Origin of the sequence: Streptomyces sp. NPDC047079, from assembly GCF_040643755.1 — a bacterium.
In the GTDB taxonomy this organism is placed as follows: domain Bacteria; phylum Actinomycetota; class Actinomycetes; order Streptomycetales; family Streptomycetaceae; genus Streptomyces.
This window is the reverse complement of the sequence record NZ_JBEYUZ010000001.1, coordinates 423,659-439,734: the sequence shown is the minus strand read 5'-3', so window position 1 is coordinate 439,734 and position 16,076 is coordinate 423,659. Positions and strand designations below refer to the sequence as shown.

General features: G+C 70.4%; 11 protein-coding genes and 3 pseudogenes. 2 read left to right on the top strand and 12 right to left on the bottom strand.

Annotation, left to right across the window (positions count from 1 at the left end):
* Positions 1 to 123 precede the first annotated feature (123 nt).
* Complete coding sequence (locus ABZ823_RS01935) at positions 124 to 900, bottom strand: TIGR03936 family radical SAM-associated protein (protein WP_361652590.1); 777 nt, start codon at positions 898 to 900, stop codon at positions 124 to 126.
* A gap of 48 nt (positions 901 to 948) precedes the next feature.
* A complete protein-coding gene (locus ABZ823_RS01930) occupies positions 949 to 2,052 on the bottom strand; it encodes a hypothetical protein (protein WP_361652588.1) in 1,104 nt (367 codons plus the stop codon).
* A gap of 167 nt (positions 2,053 to 2,219) precedes the next feature.
* On the opposite strand from ABZ823_RS01930, the gene ABZ823_RS01925 reads away from it, so the two are divergent.
* Entirely contained in the window at positions 2,220 to 2,735 is a 516-nt protein-coding gene (locus ABZ823_RS01925) for an HXXEE domain-containing protein (protein ID WP_361652586.1), read from the top strand.
* A gap of 56 nt (positions 2,736 to 2,791) precedes the next feature.
* Here ABZ823_RS01925 and ABZ823_RS01920 read toward each other — a convergent pair whose 3' ends face one another.
* The 3 genes and pseudogenes from ABZ823_RS01920 to ABZ823_RS01910 all read right to left on the bottom strand — a co-directional run.
* Positions 2,792 to 4,330 (bottom strand): collagen-like protein, encoded by a 1,539-nt coding sequence (locus ABZ823_RS01920; protein ID WP_361652851.1) that lies wholly within the window; start codon positions 4,328 to 4,330, stop codon positions 2,792 to 2,794.
* 1,016 nt (positions 4,331 to 5,346) lie between these two features.
* Positions 5,347 to 5,481 (bottom strand): annotated as a pseudogene (locus ABZ823_RS01915) (NADP-dependent oxidoreductase); the annotation flags it as partial.
* Between the two features lie 14 nt (positions 5,482 to 5,495).
* A pseudogene (locus ABZ823_RS01910) lies at positions 5,496 to 5,657 on the bottom strand (HD domain-containing protein); the annotation flags it as partial.
* A gap of 505 nt (positions 5,658 to 6,162) precedes the next feature.
* Between ABZ823_RS01910 and ABZ823_RS01905 the strand changes: the two are divergent.
* Positions 6,163 to 6,858, top strand: a complete 696-nt coding sequence (locus ABZ823_RS01905) for a DUF899 family protein (protein WP_361652584.1) — start codon at positions 6,163 to 6,165, stop codon at positions 6,856 to 6,858.
* Between the two features lie 851 nt (positions 6,859 to 7,709).
* Here ABZ823_RS01905 and ABZ823_RS01900 read toward each other — a convergent pair.
* From ABZ823_RS01900 to mreD, 7 genes and pseudogenes are all read right to left on the bottom strand, one after another.
* Positions 7,710 to 7,934 carry a Scr1 family TA system antitoxin-like transcriptional regulator gene (locus tag ABZ823_RS01900; RefSeq protein WP_361652849.1) on the bottom strand — a complete coding sequence of 75 codons (225 nt, stop codon included), beginning with the start codon at positions 7,932 to 7,934 and terminating at the stop codon, positions 7,710 to 7,712.
* A pseudogene (locus ABZ823_RS01895) lies at positions 7,864 to 8,010 on the bottom strand (helix-turn-helix transcriptional regulator); the annotation flags it as partial. The gene ABZ823_RS01900 and the pseudogene ABZ823_RS01895, both read right to left, overlap by 71 nt.
* Before the next feature lie 43 nt (positions 8,011 to 8,053).
* A complete protein-coding gene (locus tag ABZ823_RS01890) occupies positions 8,054 to 10,024 on the bottom strand; it encodes a TIGR03960 family B12-binding radical SAM protein (protein WP_361652582.1) in 1,971 nt (656 codons plus the stop codon).
* Between the two features lie 145 nt (positions 10,025 to 10,169).
* Positions 10,170 to 11,708, bottom strand: coding sequence for a CYTH and CHAD domain-containing protein (locus tag ABZ823_RS01885; RefSeq protein ID WP_361652580.1), 1,539 nt, complete (start codon positions 11,706 to 11,708; stop codon positions 10,170 to 10,172).
* Between the two features lie 111 nt (positions 11,709 to 11,819).
* Entirely contained in the window at positions 11,820 to 13,019 is a 1,200-nt protein-coding gene (rodA, locus tag ABZ823_RS01880) for a rod shape-determining protein RodA (RefSeq protein ID WP_361652578.1), read from the bottom strand.
* Positions 13,016 to 15,268 carry a penicillin-binding protein 2 gene (gene mrdA / locus ABZ823_RS01875; RefSeq protein ID WP_361652576.1) on the bottom strand — a complete coding sequence of 751 codons (2,253 nt, stop codon included), beginning with the start codon at positions 15,266 to 15,268 and terminating at the stop codon, positions 13,016 to 13,018. Before mrdA ends, rodA begins: the two co-directional genes overlap by 4 nt.
* A 139-nt stretch (positions 15,269 to 15,407) precedes the next feature.
* On the bottom strand, positions 15,408 to 16,076 hold the full coding sequence (gene mreD / locus ABZ823_RS01870; RefSeq protein ID WP_361652574.1) for a rod shape-determining protein MreD: 669 nt from the start codon (positions 16,074 to 16,076) through the stop codon (positions 15,408 to 15,410).

Below are 16,076 nucleotides of genomic sequence, written 5' to 3'. Positions count from 1 at the left end.
CCGGTTCCGTACGCAATGTACGTACGGCCTGGCGAAAGTCTTCTGGTCGATTCGCTGCCCGACCCAGGTGGCTCCCGAGTACGAGGGCGGCGCTACGACGTCCGTCCCTACGCGAGACCTTCCTTATGCCGGCGCCGTCGCGGCGGCAGTGGCGGCGGCCGGATGCGGCTCGGTCGCTGCTGCCTCGCGGTCGGGCGCGAGCGGGTCGGTCACCGTGCCGGTCTCTTCATCGAACAGCCCCTGCGCCAGCCTGGTCACCGCTGCGGGGACCGGCGGCGCCAGGTCGGCCACGGCGCGGAGACCGGACAGGACGTCGTCGGGTCGTACGGCAGGCGTCACGTGCCGAACAACCAGCCGCAGTATCGCACAGGGCTGGTCGGTCGGCCTATCAGCATGCGAACTGTGTGTGTCCACGCTCTCCAGGCTCGCGACCGCGGCGCGGGCGTCGAAGGTGCGCACGCCGTTCTTGGCCATGCGCTTGACCTCGACGGTCTCGGCCGCCGTGAAGGCCGCCACCGCCCGTTCGGCGTCCGCGGGCTCCACGCCGTCCAGGCGCAGCTCCCACACCGACGCCTCGAGCCGGTCGGCGAGGCCCGACGTGCGGGCCTCGACAGCCTCGATGACATCGAGCCCCGGGGGCAGCGACTCGTCGAGGAGCTCGCGCAGCCTGTCCGGGTCGCGCGCCTCGGTGAGCGCGATTTCCAGGTATTCCGCCTCACTGCCCGTGCCGGTGGGTGCGGCATTGGCGTACGACACCTTCGGATGCGGCGTGAACCCCGCCGAGTACGCCATAGGCACCTCGGCACGGCGCAGCGCACGCTCGAAGGCGCGCTGGAAGTCACGGTGGCTGGTGAACCGGAGGCGGCCGCGCTTGGTGTAGCGCAGTCGGATGCGCTGCACCGCGGGTGCCGGCGGCGGGCCTTCGGGCTGTCGCTTGCCCAGTGTCGTTCAGTCCTTCGTGAGAGCGGTCGTCCTGCTACCTAGAGTACGTGTCTCGCGGCCGATGGGTTCCCGCCGGGAGACCTCCCGAGTCCTGCCGGAGTCGCCGAAGAGCATGCGGCGGAGGTCGGCGCGAGCCTGCCGGACGGTCTCGCGGGCGAGGGCCGACGTCTGCCGGACGACCCGGCCCACACTGCGGGCCACCCGGGCCGCGGGGCGCAGGACCGTGTCACGGACGGCGTGCCCGACGGGCGTCAGCACCGTCCGGTACACCCAGCGCACCGGCTCCACGAACATCCACCGGAAGAGCGTGCCGAGGAACCGGCCGACGGCGAGCGAGATGCGCCCGGCGACGCGCCAGGCGTGGCCGAAGGCGGCGCCGATCTCGTGCCCGACGACCGCCAGAACGCGTCCGGCCGGGGCGAGGATCCACCGCCACAGGGCCGACGCGGGCACCACGAGCAGCACGCGCAGCAGCCACAGCAGGCCGGCTCCGCAGCCGGCGGCCACCACGCGGACGAGCCCCGCGAGACCGCGCGCCAGCCGGGCGATCCCGTGCCCGAGCGGCGTCAGGACGTTGCGGTGCAGCCACAGGGCCGGCACGAGGACCAGGTGCCGGACGAGCCACGCCGTCACCGCGTACGCCCCGCCTCCGAGGGCGGCGAGGACGTATCCGACGCCCCTGAGCAGCAGGGCGAGGGCATGTCCCACGGGCGTCAGCACACGCGCGTACGCCCAGCCGAGTCCGGCACCGATCGCCCGCAGCACCAGGGCGGCACCGTGTCCCAGCGGCACCAGCACGTTCCGGTACGTCCATCCGGCCGGCACGACGACAAGGACCCGGCCCAGCCACGCGCACCCGGCCCCCAGCGGCAGAAGGCCGTACCGCCAGAGCATCGTCCAGGGCCACACGAGCAATGCCCACGCCGCCCACAGCGACGCCCGGCCCACCGGCCGCAACACGCTGTGCCGCAGGAAGCGTCCAACGGCGACGAGCGCGTCCCACGCCATGCGCACCGGCACGACGAGGACGAGCGCGACGATCCGCACCGGCAGACGGATCGCAACGATGAGACAGCCCTCGACGGGCCGGGGCGACGGCGGCTTCTCCATGTCCTCCTAGACGCTGCCGCTGCCCGCATGGATGCGGCAACACCCGACAGCCAGGGTGTCGCTGGTTTCTGACGTCTCGTCAGTTTCGTTGTGCCGCCGCGGCGCTGATCGGCTGCCCGGCCGAAACGTTCGGCGGAATGCGGTGCCCGCTGGCAGACTTTTCGTTCATGAGCGGTGAAGCGGGGGTCACCCTGGGCCTGTTGGCGGCCTGGGCCGTGCACGACCTGGAAGAAGTGGTCATGGTGCCACGCTGGGCCCGGGCACGGGTGCCGGAGCTGCGGGGGCGTTTCCCCAGGGTGCCCGACCGGATCTGGCGGCAGCTCGAGTCGGTCGACGGGCGCCGGTTCGCGACGGCTGTCGCCGGGATGGCCGTCGTGGTCGCCGCCGCGGCGGCCGAGGGCCACCGCACCGGCGGGCGTTCCGCCGTCTACCAGACCGCTCTCAACGGGTTCGGTCTGCACGGCGTGGTGCATCTGGCCCCGGCCGCCGCCGTACGGGGGTACACGCCGGGTTCCGTCACCGCGCCTGTGGTGGTCATTCCCTTCACGCTATGGGCCCGTGGCAGGCTGCGGCGGACCGGTGTGCTGCGTCCTGCCCGGCCGCTGGATGCCGTACGGGGACTGGCGCTTGCCGCGGCCGCCACGGCCGGGACCCATGTGATCGCGAGGCGGCTGCACCGCTGAGCCCCCGCGGACGGGGAGGGGCTCAGCGGTTCGTACGGATCGTCTGCTCAGTGGGCTCACGGCCTGCAGATGGCGTACACCACCGTGCTCTCGTTGGCGCCGTTGTTGCTCGAGAGCTGTGACTGGAAGCCGGTGGGGGGCGAGCCGACCGGGCGGGCTCCGCCGGGAAGTGCCACGAGTCTCCCGTTCGTCGTATTGATGTCATAGGCGCCGCCACCCGTGGCGAACGTGCCCGCCGGACACGTGACCGTGTTGAACGTCCCGGCGGACTGCGCCCCGGGGAGGGTGCTGGACACCACGACGCTCTGGGCTCCGTTCGCACCGCTGGTTCCTTGTACCCCTTGAGCCCCGGTCGAGCCCTGCACGCCCTGGGGTCCCTGCGCCCCGGTGGAACCTTGGGCGCCGGTAGCACCCTGGGGGCCGGTGGAGCCCTGGAAACCCTGCGTGCCCTGAGCACCGGCGGCGCCCTGAGCGCCCGTAGCACCCTGCGGGCCGACTGAACCCTGGAAACCCTGCGTGCCCTGAGCACCGGCGGCGCCCTGAGCGCCCGTAGCACCCTGCACACCGGTAGCACCCTGGGGGCCGGCGGAACCCTGGAAGCCCTGCGTGCCCTGGAAGCCCTGCGACCCCTGGACGCCCTGAGGTCCCTGGGCGCCGGTCGCGCCCTGCGATCCGGTCGAGCCCTGGGCGCCCTGAGCGCCCGTCGTGCCCTGGAAGCCCTGCGTGCCCTGAGCACCCGTCGAGCCCTGAGCACCTGTCGTGCCCTGAGCACCCGTCGAGCCCTGAGCACCTGTCGTGCCCTGGAAGCCCTGCGTGCCCTGAGTACCCGTCGAGCCCTGAGCGCCCTGGGCGCCGGTGGCGCCCTGCGCACCGGTCGCGCCTTGGAGACCCTGTGGGCCGGTGGCACCCTGGAAGCCCTGCGAGCCCTGGGTTCCGGTCGCGCCCTGAGCGCCCGTGGTGCCCTGCGGTCCGGTGGCGCCCTGGGCACCGGTAGAACCCTGAACGCCTTGGGAGCCCTGTGGGCCTGTCGCTCCCTGGACGCCTTGCGAGCCCTGTGCGCCCGTCGCTCCCTGGACGCCTTGCGCACCCTGGAAGCCCTGGAAGCCCTGAGCTCCGGTCGCGCCCTGAGCGCCCGTGGTGCCCTGCGGTCCGGCGGCGCCCTGGGCACCGGTAGAACCCTGAACCCCCTGGGTGCCGTCCGCGCCCGTGGCGCCCTGACTACCCGTCGCGCCCTGCGCACCCGTGGCGCCCTGGGAACCCGTGGCTCCCTGGGGACCCTGGGAGCCGGTAGCGCCCTGGAAGCCCTGTGCGCCCTGCGCCCCGTTGGCGCCTTGAGCCCCGGTGGAGCCCTGAGCACCCGTGGAGCCCTGCGGTCCGGTCTCGCCCTGGGCCCCGCTGGAACCCTGGGCCCCTGTGGAGCCCTGCGGACCGGTGTCGCCCTGTGGTCCGGTCGAACCCTGCGGTCCGGTCGCACCCTGGAAGCCCTGTGTGCCCTGGGCACCGTCGGCCCCTTGGGCTCCGGTGGACCCCTGAGAGCCGGTGGCACCCTGTGCTCCGGTGGACCCCTGGACGCCCTGTGCGCCCTCCGCACCCATGTCCCCTTGAGTACCGGCGGCGCCCTGCGCACCCGTGGCGCCCTGAGCCCCGGTGGAACCCTGGAACCCCTGCGAGCCCTGAGCGCCTGCCTCTCCCTGGAAGCCCTGCACACCCTGAACACCCGTGGAACCCTGCGGTCCGATGGGCCCCTGCATGCCCTGTGCGCCCTCCGCACCGGTATCCCCTTGAGCACCGGTGGCGCCCTGCGCACCCGTGGCGCCCTGAGCCCCGATGGAACCCTGGAACCCCTGCGAGCCCTGAGCGCCTGCCTCTCCCTGGAAGCCCTGCACACCCTGAACACCCGTGGAACCCTGCGCACCCGGGGTGCCCTGGAAGCCCTGCGAGCCCTGAGCGCCCGCCTCACCCTGGACACCGGTGGCGCCCTGAGCACCCGTCGCACCCTGCGAACCGGCCGAGCCCTGGAAACCCTGCGTCCCCTGCGCACCGTCGGCTCCCTGAGCGCCCGTGGCGCCCGTCGCACCCGTGGCGCCCTGCGTACCGGTGGGGCCCTGGAAACCCTGAGCGCCCTGCGCACCCAAGTCACCCTGCGCACCCGCCGCACCCTGAGCCCCGGTTGCGCCCTGGGAACCTTCCGAGCCCTGGAAACCCTGCGCGCCCTGGGCACCCGTGGAACCCTGCGCACCGGTCGCGCCCTGAGCCCCGGTGACGCCCTGAGATCCCGCAGAGCCCTGGAAACCCTGAGCGCCCTGAGCACCCATATCGCCCTGAGCACCGCTGGTCCCCTGAGCGCCCGTGGAACCCTGCGGACCGTCCGAGCCCTGGAAACCCTGCGCGCCCTGAACGCCGGCGTCACCCTGAGCCCCGAGGGAACCCTGCGCACCCGGGGAACCCTGCGGACCGTCCGAGCCCTGGAAACCCTGCGCGCCCTGAACGCCGGCGTCACCCTGAGCCCCGAGGGAACCCTGCGCACCCGGGGAACCCTGCGGACCGTCCGATCCCACCGAGAGCCCGGCTCGGCCTCCCTGGACGCGAAGCCCGGGGCGACGCGCGTCCCGCGGCCGACGGTCGGACCGGTCGTCCCGTATCCGAGCTCCGCAACGACACCCGACACCTCGTGCCCCGGCACACTCTGAGTACGGTCGCGGCGGGCGCGGTCCGACCAGGTCCCGGGCCGGTCGAGCTCCCCGCGGAAAATGGGGTCAGAAGGCCCGCGTCGTGAAAGATGGCGGATATACAGAGCAGCTCCGGGTCAGGCTGGAGACCGAGCTCCCGCGCGTGCAGGGCACCGAAGAGGAAAACACGTCGGGAGTGATGGAAGATGAGCGGATTGCTCGTATCCCGAAGAAATCCGGTGGCCTCCGCCACTGCCGCGGTCTCGGGAATTTCCACCCCTGCGATGATGTCGCACGGGAGTTGTCCATCAGCCCTGCCGCCTACCAGCGGCGCTTCGCCTCCGCCCGCCGCACCCCCTGATCCTCAGCTCGGTCCCCATCCCACGGCCTCCCTCAAGGACGTCGTTCAGGAAGGCACGGCAATCGGCTACCCCATCGCCCCATCACTGTCGAGCGATACCAGCGGACATCGTGCCGGGCGTGATTCGTGCCAGGCGTCACACCCCACTCCCCCACGGAATCGACGGTGGATGAGCCCGCAGGCGGCGGCATTGGCGTTCCAGGCGCTCTCTGCGCCAACCGCTGCCGCCCCCGCCGCGAACCGAGCACGCTCAGCAGCTCCACCGCCTCTTCCTCCGGTGACGTCGGCCAAAGCCTCAGCGATGGCGCCGCAGCGGTGGTGACCGATGAGTTCCGGAGCCCGGATCCGTCTACCTCTGCACAAAGCGAAAGCTGCGCACGAGCTCTGTGAGGGGACCATGACCACCCACGCACTACCACCCGTCGTCGACGCCGCAACCTGGGAGCGCCGGCTCGAGGCACTGCGGGCCCGCGAGAAGGCCGTGACGCGGGAACTCGACGCCATCGCCGCCGAGCGTCGCCGCCTGCCCATGGTCGAGATGCCCGATTACACCCTCGAGGGCGAGGACGGCCTCGTTCGACTGGCGGACGTCTTCGAAGGCAAGAGGCAACTGATCGTCTACAACCACATGTGGTTCGCCGGCGAGGAATGGCAGTGCCCGGGCTGCACGGGATTCACCTCGCAGTACACCCGCCTGGAGTTCTTGGACAACTACGACGCGCGATTCGTCATCGTCACCCAGGGCCCGATCAAAGAGGCACTCGCCTACAAACAGCGGGTCGGCAACCAGATGGCGTGGTACTCGACTGCCAACAGCCCATTCGGGGCCGACGTCGGCGCACCGCCCGACGGAGGATTCGCGGTCAACGTGTTCCTGCGCGACGGCGACACTGTCTATCGCACCTGGCACACCAACGGTCGGGGTACCGAGCAGCTCAGTCACACCTTCGGGCTGATCGATGTCCTCCCGTACGGACGGCAGGAGGAATGGCAGGACTCGCCCGAGGGCTGGCCTCAGTCGCCCACCTACAGCCGGTGGGCGACATCCAAGGACATCGCTGCGCTCTATGGCTCGGGCTCTGGCGGCGGCTGAACTGATCACGGCCGATGAGCGGGTGGACTCGCTGATGCTGCCGGTGCGCGACGGGGTGACCATCGCCCGGCGTCGCTGACGCCCGGCAAGTGCGTGCCGCGCTTGTGCGGGCACCGGGGACCTCGTTCCCTGCCGCATCCACCAGGACCGGTGATCACACGCCGCACGTGTAGTCAGCACACGCCGCACGTGTAACGGCATGGGCGGTGACCTGCGAGAACGTTTGCTCCCTCTCTTTTCTTTTTGTCCTCACAGTTGCGGCCCCGCAGGTCATACCCCCCTCTGCCGTCTGGGGCGTGCAGGCTGACGTGGGCCTCGCGAACGGTTTGCACCGTCCTTGAGGCGCCAGTCGAGGGCTGCCGTGAACGCTGCCATTGCCCCAGCCGCCAGGGCGAAACACCCACAGACGAAGCTCGCGGACTCGACCCATGTGGCTGGCCTGTCGAACAGCGAGGCCGAGAACTGGCACCCCGCGCCAAGCGCGCCCGATCCTGCGGCGAGCAGCCACGTTCCGGGTGTGAACGCAGCCCAGGCGTCACCCGCAGCCGCAGACCGTGCGATACGCAGGACGACTCGCCCGGCAAGTACCACGCAGGCGATCGGCGAGACGACGGCCACCCCGAACAGGAACACCATGGGCAGGATCCAAATACCTGCATCTTCGGACGAGAGGAGCATGTCGGCATGACAGCCCACACGGCAGAAAGGTTGCCCAGCACGGGACGCGGCCATGGGCAACGCGGAGAGTGATCACGACAGGGTGTCTCGGAGACCAAGGTTTGTGAGGCGAGACGGCAGGCGCCCCGGAAGGGGGCGCAGCACTGTTCAAAACCCGTCTCCAAACTTCCGTCTCAGGGTTGACGTGGGTAGCCATGACGGCCCCGCAGGACGTGTTCGCAGATGACGAAGTGGAACGATCGGCCGTCTTCGTAGAGCGTCGCCTGCCGCTCCAGCCTGGCAGCCACTGTTCGAGCCCTGGTCTCCTCCGGTAGCGCGGGCGGCTGGCAGGGTCCTGCCGTTCTCGATCTTCGAGAGCTCTCCCGCAGACATGGACGCCCTGCGGGCCACCGCGTCACCGGTCAGTCGCGAAGCCTCCCGCAGCGCCCGCAGGACTTTCCGGATCGAGTCCGTGGTCACCTCGTCCTCGCTCACCCCCGCCAGCGCCTCCAGCACCCGATCGAGTGCCCCGCTCACGTCAGTGCGAGTGACCACTCGAAGCAGGCGCCTGACCACCGTTCTTGACCGTCAGCGGCAGCAACTTCTTGCCGGTCGGGCCGATCTGAATGGCCGTGTCCATCTGCGGGCACACGCCGCAGTCGAAGCACGGCGTCCAGCGGCAGTCCTCGACCTCCGTCTCGTCGAGGGCGTCCTGCCAGTCCTCCCAGAGCCAGTCCTTGTCGAGGCCCGAGTCGAGGTGGTCCCAGGGGAGGACTTCCTCATAGGTGCGCTCGCGGGTGGTGTACCAGTCGACGTCCACGCCGTAGGGGGCCAGCGCCTTGTCCGCGCAGGCCATCCAGCGGTCGTACGAGAAGTGCTCGCGCCAGCCGTCGAAGCGGCCACCGTCGTCGTAGACGGCGCGGATGACCGCGCCCACCCGCCTGTCGCCCCGCGACAGCAGGCCCTCGACGATGCCGGGCTTGCCGTCGTGGTAGCGGAAGCCGATCGAGCGGCCGTACTTCTTGTCGCCGCGGATCTTGTCGCGGAGTTTTTCGAGACGCGCGTCCGTCTCCTCCGCCGACAGCTGCGGCGCCCACTGGAAGGGGGTGTGGGGCTTGGGGACGAAGCCGCCGATCGAGACCGTGCAGCGGATGTCGCCCGAGCCGGAGACCTCGCGGCCCTTCTGGATCACGTGCGTGGCCATGTCGGCGATCTGGAGGACGTCCTCGTCGGTCTCCGTGGGCAGGCCGCACATGAAGTACAGCTTCACCTGGCGCCAGCCGTTGCCGTACGCCGTGGCGACCGTCCTGATCAGGTCCTCTTCCGAGACCATCTTGTTGATGACCTTGCGGATACGCTCGGAGCCGCCCTCGGGGGCGAAGGTCAGGCCCGAGCGGCGGCCGTTGCGCGTGAGCTCGTTCGCCAGGTCGATGTTGAAGGCGTCCACGCGGGTCGAGGGGAGAGACAGGCCGATCTTGTCCTCCTCGTAGCGGTCCGCGAGGCCCTTGGCGATGTCGCCGATCTCGGAGTGGTCCGCGGAGGAGAGGGAGAGCAGACCGACCTCCTCGAAGCCCGTCGCCCTCAGACCCTTGTCGACCATCTCGCCGATGCCCGTGATGGAGCGCTCGCGCACGGGACGGGTGATCATGCCCGCCTGGCAGAAGCGGCAGCCGCGCGTACAGCCGCGGAAGATCTCGACGGACATGCGCTCGTGGACCGTCTCCGCGAGGGGGACGAGGGGCTGCTTCGGGTACGGCCACTCGTCGAGGTCCATGACCGTGTGCTTGGACACGCGCCACGGGACACCCGACTTGTTGGGGACGACGCGGCCGATACGGCCGTCGGGGAGGTACTCGACGTCGTAGAAGGCCGGGACGTAGACGCCGCCGGTCTTCGCCAGGCGGAAGAGGAGTCCCTCGCGGCCACCCGGGCGGCCCTCCTCCTTCCAGGCGCGGACGATCTTGGTGATCTCCAGGACGGCCTGCTCCCCGTCGCCGATCACCGCGCAGTCGATGAAGTCGGCGATCGGCTCGGGGTTGAAGGCCGCGTGGCCGCCCGCAAGAACGATCGGGTCGTCGATGGTGCGGTCCCTGGACTCCAGCGGGATGCCCGCCAGGTCCAGGGCCGTGAGCATGTTCGTGTAGCCCAGCTCGGTGGAGAAGGACAGGCCGAGGACGTCGAAGGCCTTCACCGGGCGGTGACTGTCCACGGTGAACTGCGGGACGCCGTGCTCCCGCATCAGGGCCTCCAGGTCCGGCCACACGCTGTAGGTGCGCTCGGCGAGGACGCCCTCCTGCTCGTTCAGGACCTCGTAGAGGATCATGACGCCCTGGTTGGGCAGGCCGACCTCGTACGCGTCGGGGTACATGAGCGCCCAGCGGACGTCACAGGAGCCCCACGGCTTGACGGTGGAGTTCAGCTCACCGCCGACGTACTGGATCGGCTTCTGCACATGCGGGAGCAGAGCTTCGAGCTGCGGGAACACCGATACAGCGGCTTCGGCAGACATCTCGCGACTTTCGTGAGCTGGAGGAACTGATAGGGGTGACCATCTAGCGTAACGCGCCCCCGGCTCCTCGCCGGACGGCCCGGACAGCCCGACGCCCGACCTCCGGGGCGGAGCCGAGCCCCTCCCGCCCTGTGCAAGATGCCCGTCAGATGGCCGTCTCGGCTCGCACCGTCCGCCACGTCTGCGGCAGTGCCGCCTCCGCTGCCGCCGCTCGCTGCTCCTGGCGCCCGTAGAGAACGCCGTAGGTGAAGGTGCTTTCGCCGGCCGCGTGTGCCCGGGCCGACAGTTCCAGCAGGGCGTCGCGGGCCATCACGCTGTCCTGGTGCTCGCCGAGCAGGGTCTGCAGCGACTTCATCGACTTGACCAGGGCCTGGGCGGGGCTGCCCAGCGCCGGTGCGGCTGCCTCGGCCGCGTACCGGGTGCGCTTGGCCTTCTTGCGCGCCTCGTGCATCGCGACGTCACGGTCGTGCCCCGGGGGCAGGTCCAGGGCCCGGCCGACGAGGTCGGCGACCTTCTGGAAGTCCTTGCGTACGGCCTTGGCAAGCACCTTCGCCGGGTCCTTGGCGGCCGCCTTCAGCAGAGGCGGGTCGGCGATCAGGGTGTCGAGCGCGTTCAGCAGGTTCAGATAGCGCTCGCTGTCCAGGACGGTGATCAGACGGCTCCGGGAGCCGCCGCGGCGGGCGTCGGACCAGGTGCGCAGGCGATTGCGGACGGGGCCGGTGACGAGGGGCCGGGGCAGTGCGGACACGGCGGCCGTCAGGTGCTCGGTGAGGACCTCCTGGTCGCGGTCGACACCCAGTTCCCCGGCCAGCCACTTCAGCTCGTCGGCGATCCGGTCGGTGACCCGGCGGTCGAGGACCTTGCCGAAGGAGCGGAACGTGCTGCGGAGCCGGCGGGTCGCGACGCGCATGGAGTGCACGGAGTCGTGGACGTCGCGCCGCACCGCGGGGTCGAGTTCGACGATGGCGTCACGCTGGGCGCGGGCGTAGGCGAGGACGTGGTCGCCCGCGGTGACGGGTGGCTGTGGGTGACCGGCCGGAGCGGGCGGCGGCCGCCGCTTGCCGGTGGCGGTGGGCTCGGGGCGGCCGGCGGTCTCCTCCAGCGCCCTGGACAGTTTGGACGGGGCCGAGGAGCGGATGACGCCCGCCTTGCGGAGCTTCTTGTCGACCTTGTCGAGGAAGGCGGGGTCGCCGTCGTCCGCGAGTTCGACCTCTATCTCGGTCCAGTCGGCGGTGCCCGTGCCGCCGCTGAGCCGCTCGGCGTGCACCCGGTCGAGGCTGACCTCGGCGAGCAGGGTGCCGTCGGCGTCGACGAGGTGGCGGATGTCCCGGGAGGAGCGGAGCCGGACGACGGGGACGAGTTCGGCTTCCCGGATGCGGGAGCGGACGAGGCCGGAGAGGTACGGGGGGACGGTGTCGGAAAGCGGGGCGCGGACCTCGTCGCGTACGCCGTCGGCGACGGGCAGCTTGAGGTGCCAGCCGGCGTCGGCGCCGCCGGTGCGGCGGCGAAGGGTCAGGGAGGCGCCGGCCAGTCGTGCGTCGGGCGTGTCGTAGTAGGTGGCGTCGAGTTGGGCGTTGCCCTTGTCGATGACGGCGAAGACGCCGCCCACGGCGGTGAGGTCGGGCAGCGCGTCCCCGGTTGCGGCCTCATATTTGCGCTCGATTTCGCGTTTTGTGTCCGCCATGGACTGAATCTAACGGCAATCGGACCGGTAGGGCAGAGCCCTCCGGCCTTCGTCTGGAACCCGCCCCTCCGCCGAACGCCCCGGTCCTCGGCCGGAAGGGGACTCCGCCCCCTACGCCGACATCGGCCGCTGCACCCGGATCGACTGCAACAGTCCCACCGCTATCCAGACGGCGAACATGGAGGAGCCGCCGTACGAGACGAACGGCAGGGGCAGGCCCGCCACCGGCATGATGCCGAGGGTCATGCCGATGTTCTCGAAGGACTGGAAGGCGAACCAGGCGATGATGCCCGCCGCGACGATGGTGCCGTACAGCTCGGTCGTCTCGCGGGCGATCCGGCAGGCCCGCCACAGGACCACACCGAGCAGCAGGACGATCAGACCGGCGCCGATGAAGCCCAGCTCCTCGCCCGCGACCGTGAACACGAAGTCGGTCTGCTGTTCGGGCACGAACTGGCCGGTGGTCTGGGAGCCGTGGAAGAGGCCCGCGCCGGTGAGTCCGCCGGAGCCGATCGCGATACGGGCCTGATTGGTGTTGTAGCCGACGCCCGCCGGGTCGAGGTCGGGGTTGGCGAAGGCGGCGAAGCGGTTGATCTGGTACTCGTCCAGGATGTGCAGCTGCCATATGGCGACCGCGCCCAGGGCGCCCGCGCCGAGCAGGCCGAACACCCAGCGGTTGGAGGCGCCGGAGGCGAGCAGCACGCCCAGCACGATGATCACCATGACCATGACCGAGCCCAGGTCGGGCATGAGCATCACGATCAGCATCGGAACGGCGGCCAGACCCAGGGCCTGCGCCACGGTCCGGTGGTCGGGGTAGGGCCTGTCGCCCGCGTCGACCCGGGCGGCGAGCAGCATCGCCATGCCCAGGATGATCGTGATCTTCACGAACTCGGAGGGCTGGAGGGAGAAGCCGCCGCCGAAGACGATCCACGCGTGCGCGCCGTTGACCGTCGCACCGAGCGGGGTGAGCACCAGCAGGATCAGGAGGACGGAGATGCCGTACAGGATCGGTACGGCCGTGCGCAGGGTGCGGTGGCCGAGCCAGACCGTGCCGATCATCAGGGCGAGTCCGATGCCGGTGTTCATCAGGTGACGGATCAGGAAGTAGTACGGGTCGCCTTGGTTGATCTCGGTGCGGTTGCGGGTCGCCGAGTAGACCAGGGCGGTGCCGATCAGGGACAGGGCCGTGGCCGACAGCAGTATCGGCCAGTCGAGTCGGCGGGCCAGGCCGTCGCGGGCGAAGATGCGCGTCCAGCTCGCCCGGTCGGGGCCGTACCCGGAGACGGAGAAGTTGTTCGCTCCGGTCATGTGAGGATCCTCCGCCTCTTCCTGGGGCGGGCCGATTGCCGTGCGGTGCGGCGGTTGCTCGCGGTGGGCGAGGGCACGGTGGCCGACGGGTTGTCGGTGGGCGTGTTCTGCTGGTCCTGCTGGCTCGCCTGGTCGGCGTTGGGGTCGTACTTGTCGACCTTCTGAGACTCGATCGAGCCATCGGGGCGGATCTTGGGCAGGGTCTGCTGCGGGGTGGGAAGCAGGGCTTTGCTCTTGTCGATCGAGCCGTCCTTCTGGACTCCGTACAGGGCGTTGTAGATGTTGTGCACGGCCTCACCGGAGGCGCCGGAGCCCGTACCGGCCTGGGAGATGGTCATGACCACGGCGTAGTCATCGGAGAACGTGGACAGCCAGGACGTGGTCTGCTTGCCGTAGACCTCGGCGGTACCGGTCTTGGCGTGCAGCGGGATCTTGTCCTGCGGCCAGCCGCCGAACTTCCAGGCGGCCGTACCGCGGGTGACGACGCCCGCGAGTGCCTCTTCCATGACGTCCCGCGTCTTGCTGTCGATCGGCAGCCTGCCGTGCGACCTGGGCTTGATCTCGGTGACGCGCTTGCCGTCGGGGCTGACGATCGCCTTGCCGATGCTCGGGTTCCACAGGGTGCCGCCGTTGGAGATCGCCGAGTAGACGACGGCCTGCTGGATGGGGGTCACGAGTGTGTCGCCCTGGCCGATGGAGTAGTTGATCGCGTCACCCTCGCGCATCTTGTTGCCCTCGAGGCAGTTCTCGTACGCGATCTTCTGGACGTAGTCGCCGTCCTTCTTGCCGGTCTTGCACCAGGCGTCCTTGTTGGCCTGCCAGTACTTCTCCTTCCACTGCCGGTCGGGGACGCGGCCGGTGACCTCGTTGGGCAGGTCGATGCCGGTGGTCTTGCCGAGGCCGAACTGGTGGGCGGCCTTGAAGAAGTAGTCCTTGGGCTGCCCCTTCTTGGGGTTGATGCCGCCGTCCTTCTTCCACTCGTTGTCCGCGAGGCCGTAGAAGACGGTGTCGCAGGAGACCTCGAGGGCGCGGCCGAGCGAGATCGGGCCGAAGTTCTCGCCCTCGAAGTTCTTGAAGACCTGTCCGCCGACCGAGTACGAGCTGGTGCACGGGTAGTGGCCGTCGAAGGGGTAGCCGGCCTCGATCGCCGCGGCGGTGGAGACCACCTTGAAGGTGGAGCCGGGCGCCGACTGGCCCTGGATGGCCCGGTTGAGCAGCGGGTAGTCGGAGTCCTTGCCGGTGAGTTGCTGGTAGTCCTTGGCGGAGATGCCGCCGACCCAGACGTTCGGGTCGTAGGTCGGGGCGGAGGCCATGGCGACGATCCGGCCGGTCTTGGCCTCCATCACCACGACGGCACCGGAGTCCGCCTTGTAGTTCTCACCGGTGATCTTGTCGAACTGGTTGCGGGCGGCCTTCATCGCCGCGTCGAGTTCGTACTCGGCGACCCGCTGGACGCGCGCGTCGATGCTGGTGACCAGGTTGGAGCCGGGCTCGGCGCCGTCGCTCTCGGCCTTGCCGATGACCCGGCCGAGGTTGTCGACCTCGTAGCGGGTGACGCCCGCCTTGCCGCGCAGCACTTTGTCGTACTGGCGCTCGAGTCCCGAGCGGCCGACCATGTCGGAGCGCAGATAGGGCGAGTCGGTGTCCTTGGCCTTCTGGATCTCGTCGTCGGTGACGGGCGAGAGGTAGCCGAGGACCTGGGCGGTGTTGGCCTCGCCGGGGCTCGGGTAGCGGCGCACGGCCTCGGGCTCGGCGGTGATGCCGGGGAAGTCCTCGGACCGTTCGCGGATCTGCAGGGCCTGACGGGGGGTGGCCTCGTCGGTGATGGGGATCGGCTGGTACGGGGAGCCGTTCCAGCAGGGCTGCGGCGTCTTGGAGTCGCACAGGCGGACCCTGTCCATGACGTCCTGCGGCTTCATGCCGAGGACGCCGGCCAGCTTGCTCAGGACCGCCTTGCCGTCGTCCTTCATCTTCAGCAGGTCGGTGCGGGAGGCGGAGACCACCAGCCGGGTCTCGTTGTCGGCGATCGGGACGCCCCGCGCGTCCAGGATCTCGCCGCGCACGGCGGGCTGGACGACCTGCTGGACGTGGTTGCCGGAGGCCTCCTTGGCGTACTCGGAGCCGTTGCGGATCTGGAGGTACCAGAGGCGGGCGCCGAGGGTGCCGAGGAGGGAGAGGACGAGGATTTGGATGACGACCAGCCGGATCTGGACTCGGGGGGTCCGTCCGGTCTCGGGGATGTTAGTCATCGGCGAAGCCCACTGAAGTCGAGGGTGGTCGCGGGGAACGGCTGGGTGTGGGTCACTGCCGCCGCCCCCGCTGTCTGCACATGCGCGTCATACGAGTACACGGCCGGCCTGTGGGGCCGGACGGCCGACTCCGTGGTGGTCACAGGCGCTTGACCCCCTTGATGCGTCCCGCCCGGGCCATCCGCGCCCTGGCCGCCTTGACCCGCAGCACCCCGCGCTGGCTGCCGATGCGCAGTCCGGTGCCGGAGGAGAGCCAGCCGGAGGAGACGTCGGCCGCCTTGGCGGAGCTGGTCTCCGCGAGCGGGTCGTTGTCGACGCGGCGGGCCAGCGCCATGATCCCGGGCACCACGAAGGGCGCGAGCAGCAGGTCGTACACGGCGGCCGTGAGCAGCAGGCTGGTGAGGCCCACATGGCGGGCGGCGGTGTCGCCGACGAGGGCGCCCACCCCCGCGTACAGCAGGGTGGAGCCGATCGCGGCGGCGACCACCACGGCCATCGGGCCGCTGGCGGACTTCAGGCGGCCCTTGTCGGGCCGGGCGAGTCCGGCGAGGTAGCCGATGACGCACAGGACGAGCGCGTAGCGGCCGGCGGCGTGGTCGGCGGGCGGGGCCAGGTCGGAGAGCAGGCCGACGCCGAAGCCGATGAGACAGCCGCCGACGTGGCCGTAGACCAGGGCGAGGGCGACGACGGTCAGGAGCACCAGGTCCGGGACGGCACCGGGCAGATGCAGGCGTGCGAGGACGCACACCTGGATCACCAGGGCGACGATCACCAGGGCGGTGGAGAGCAGCATCCGGTTGAGGCGCAT

What these genes read in the sequence shown, in the direction of transcription:
- mrdA (WP_361652576.1), bottom strand. Translation starts at nt 15,268, where the DNA reads ATGACTAACATCCCCGAGACCGGACGGACCCCCCGAGTCCAGATCCGG.
- rodA (WP_361652578.1), bottom strand. Translation starts at nt 13,019, where the DNA reads ATGACCGGAGCGAACAACTTCTCCGTCTCCGGGTACGGCCCCGACCGG.
- ABZ823_RS01930 (WP_361652588.1), bottom strand. Translation starts at nt 2,052, where the DNA reads ATGGAGAAGCCGCCGTCGCCCCGGCCCGTCGAGGGCTGTCTCATCGTT.
- ABZ823_RS01925 (WP_361652586.1), top strand. Translation starts at nt 2,220, where the DNA reads ATGAGCGGTGAAGCGGGGGTCACCCTGGGCCTGTTGGCGGCCTGGGCC.
- ABZ823_RS01890 (WP_361652582.1), bottom strand. Translation starts at nt 10,024, where the DNA reads ATGTCTGCCGAAGCCGCTGTATCGGTGTTCCCGCAGCTCGAAGCTCTG.
- ABZ823_RS01905 (WP_361652584.1), top strand. Translation starts at nt 6,163, where the DNA reads ATGACCACCCACGCACTACCACCCGTCGTCGACGCCGCAACCTGGGAG.
- ABZ823_RS01920 (WP_361652851.1), bottom strand. Translation starts at nt 4,330, where the DNA reads ATGGGTGCGGAGGGCGCACAGGGCGTCCAGGGGTCCACCGGAGCACAG.
- ABZ823_RS01885 (WP_361652580.1), bottom strand. Translation starts at nt 11,708, where the DNA reads ATGGCGGACACAAAACGCGAAATCGAGCGCAAATATGAGGCCGCAACC.
- mreD (WP_361652574.1), bottom strand. Translation starts at nt 16,076, where the DNA reads ATGCGCCTCAACCGGATGCTGCTCTCCACCGCCCTGGTGATCGTCGCC.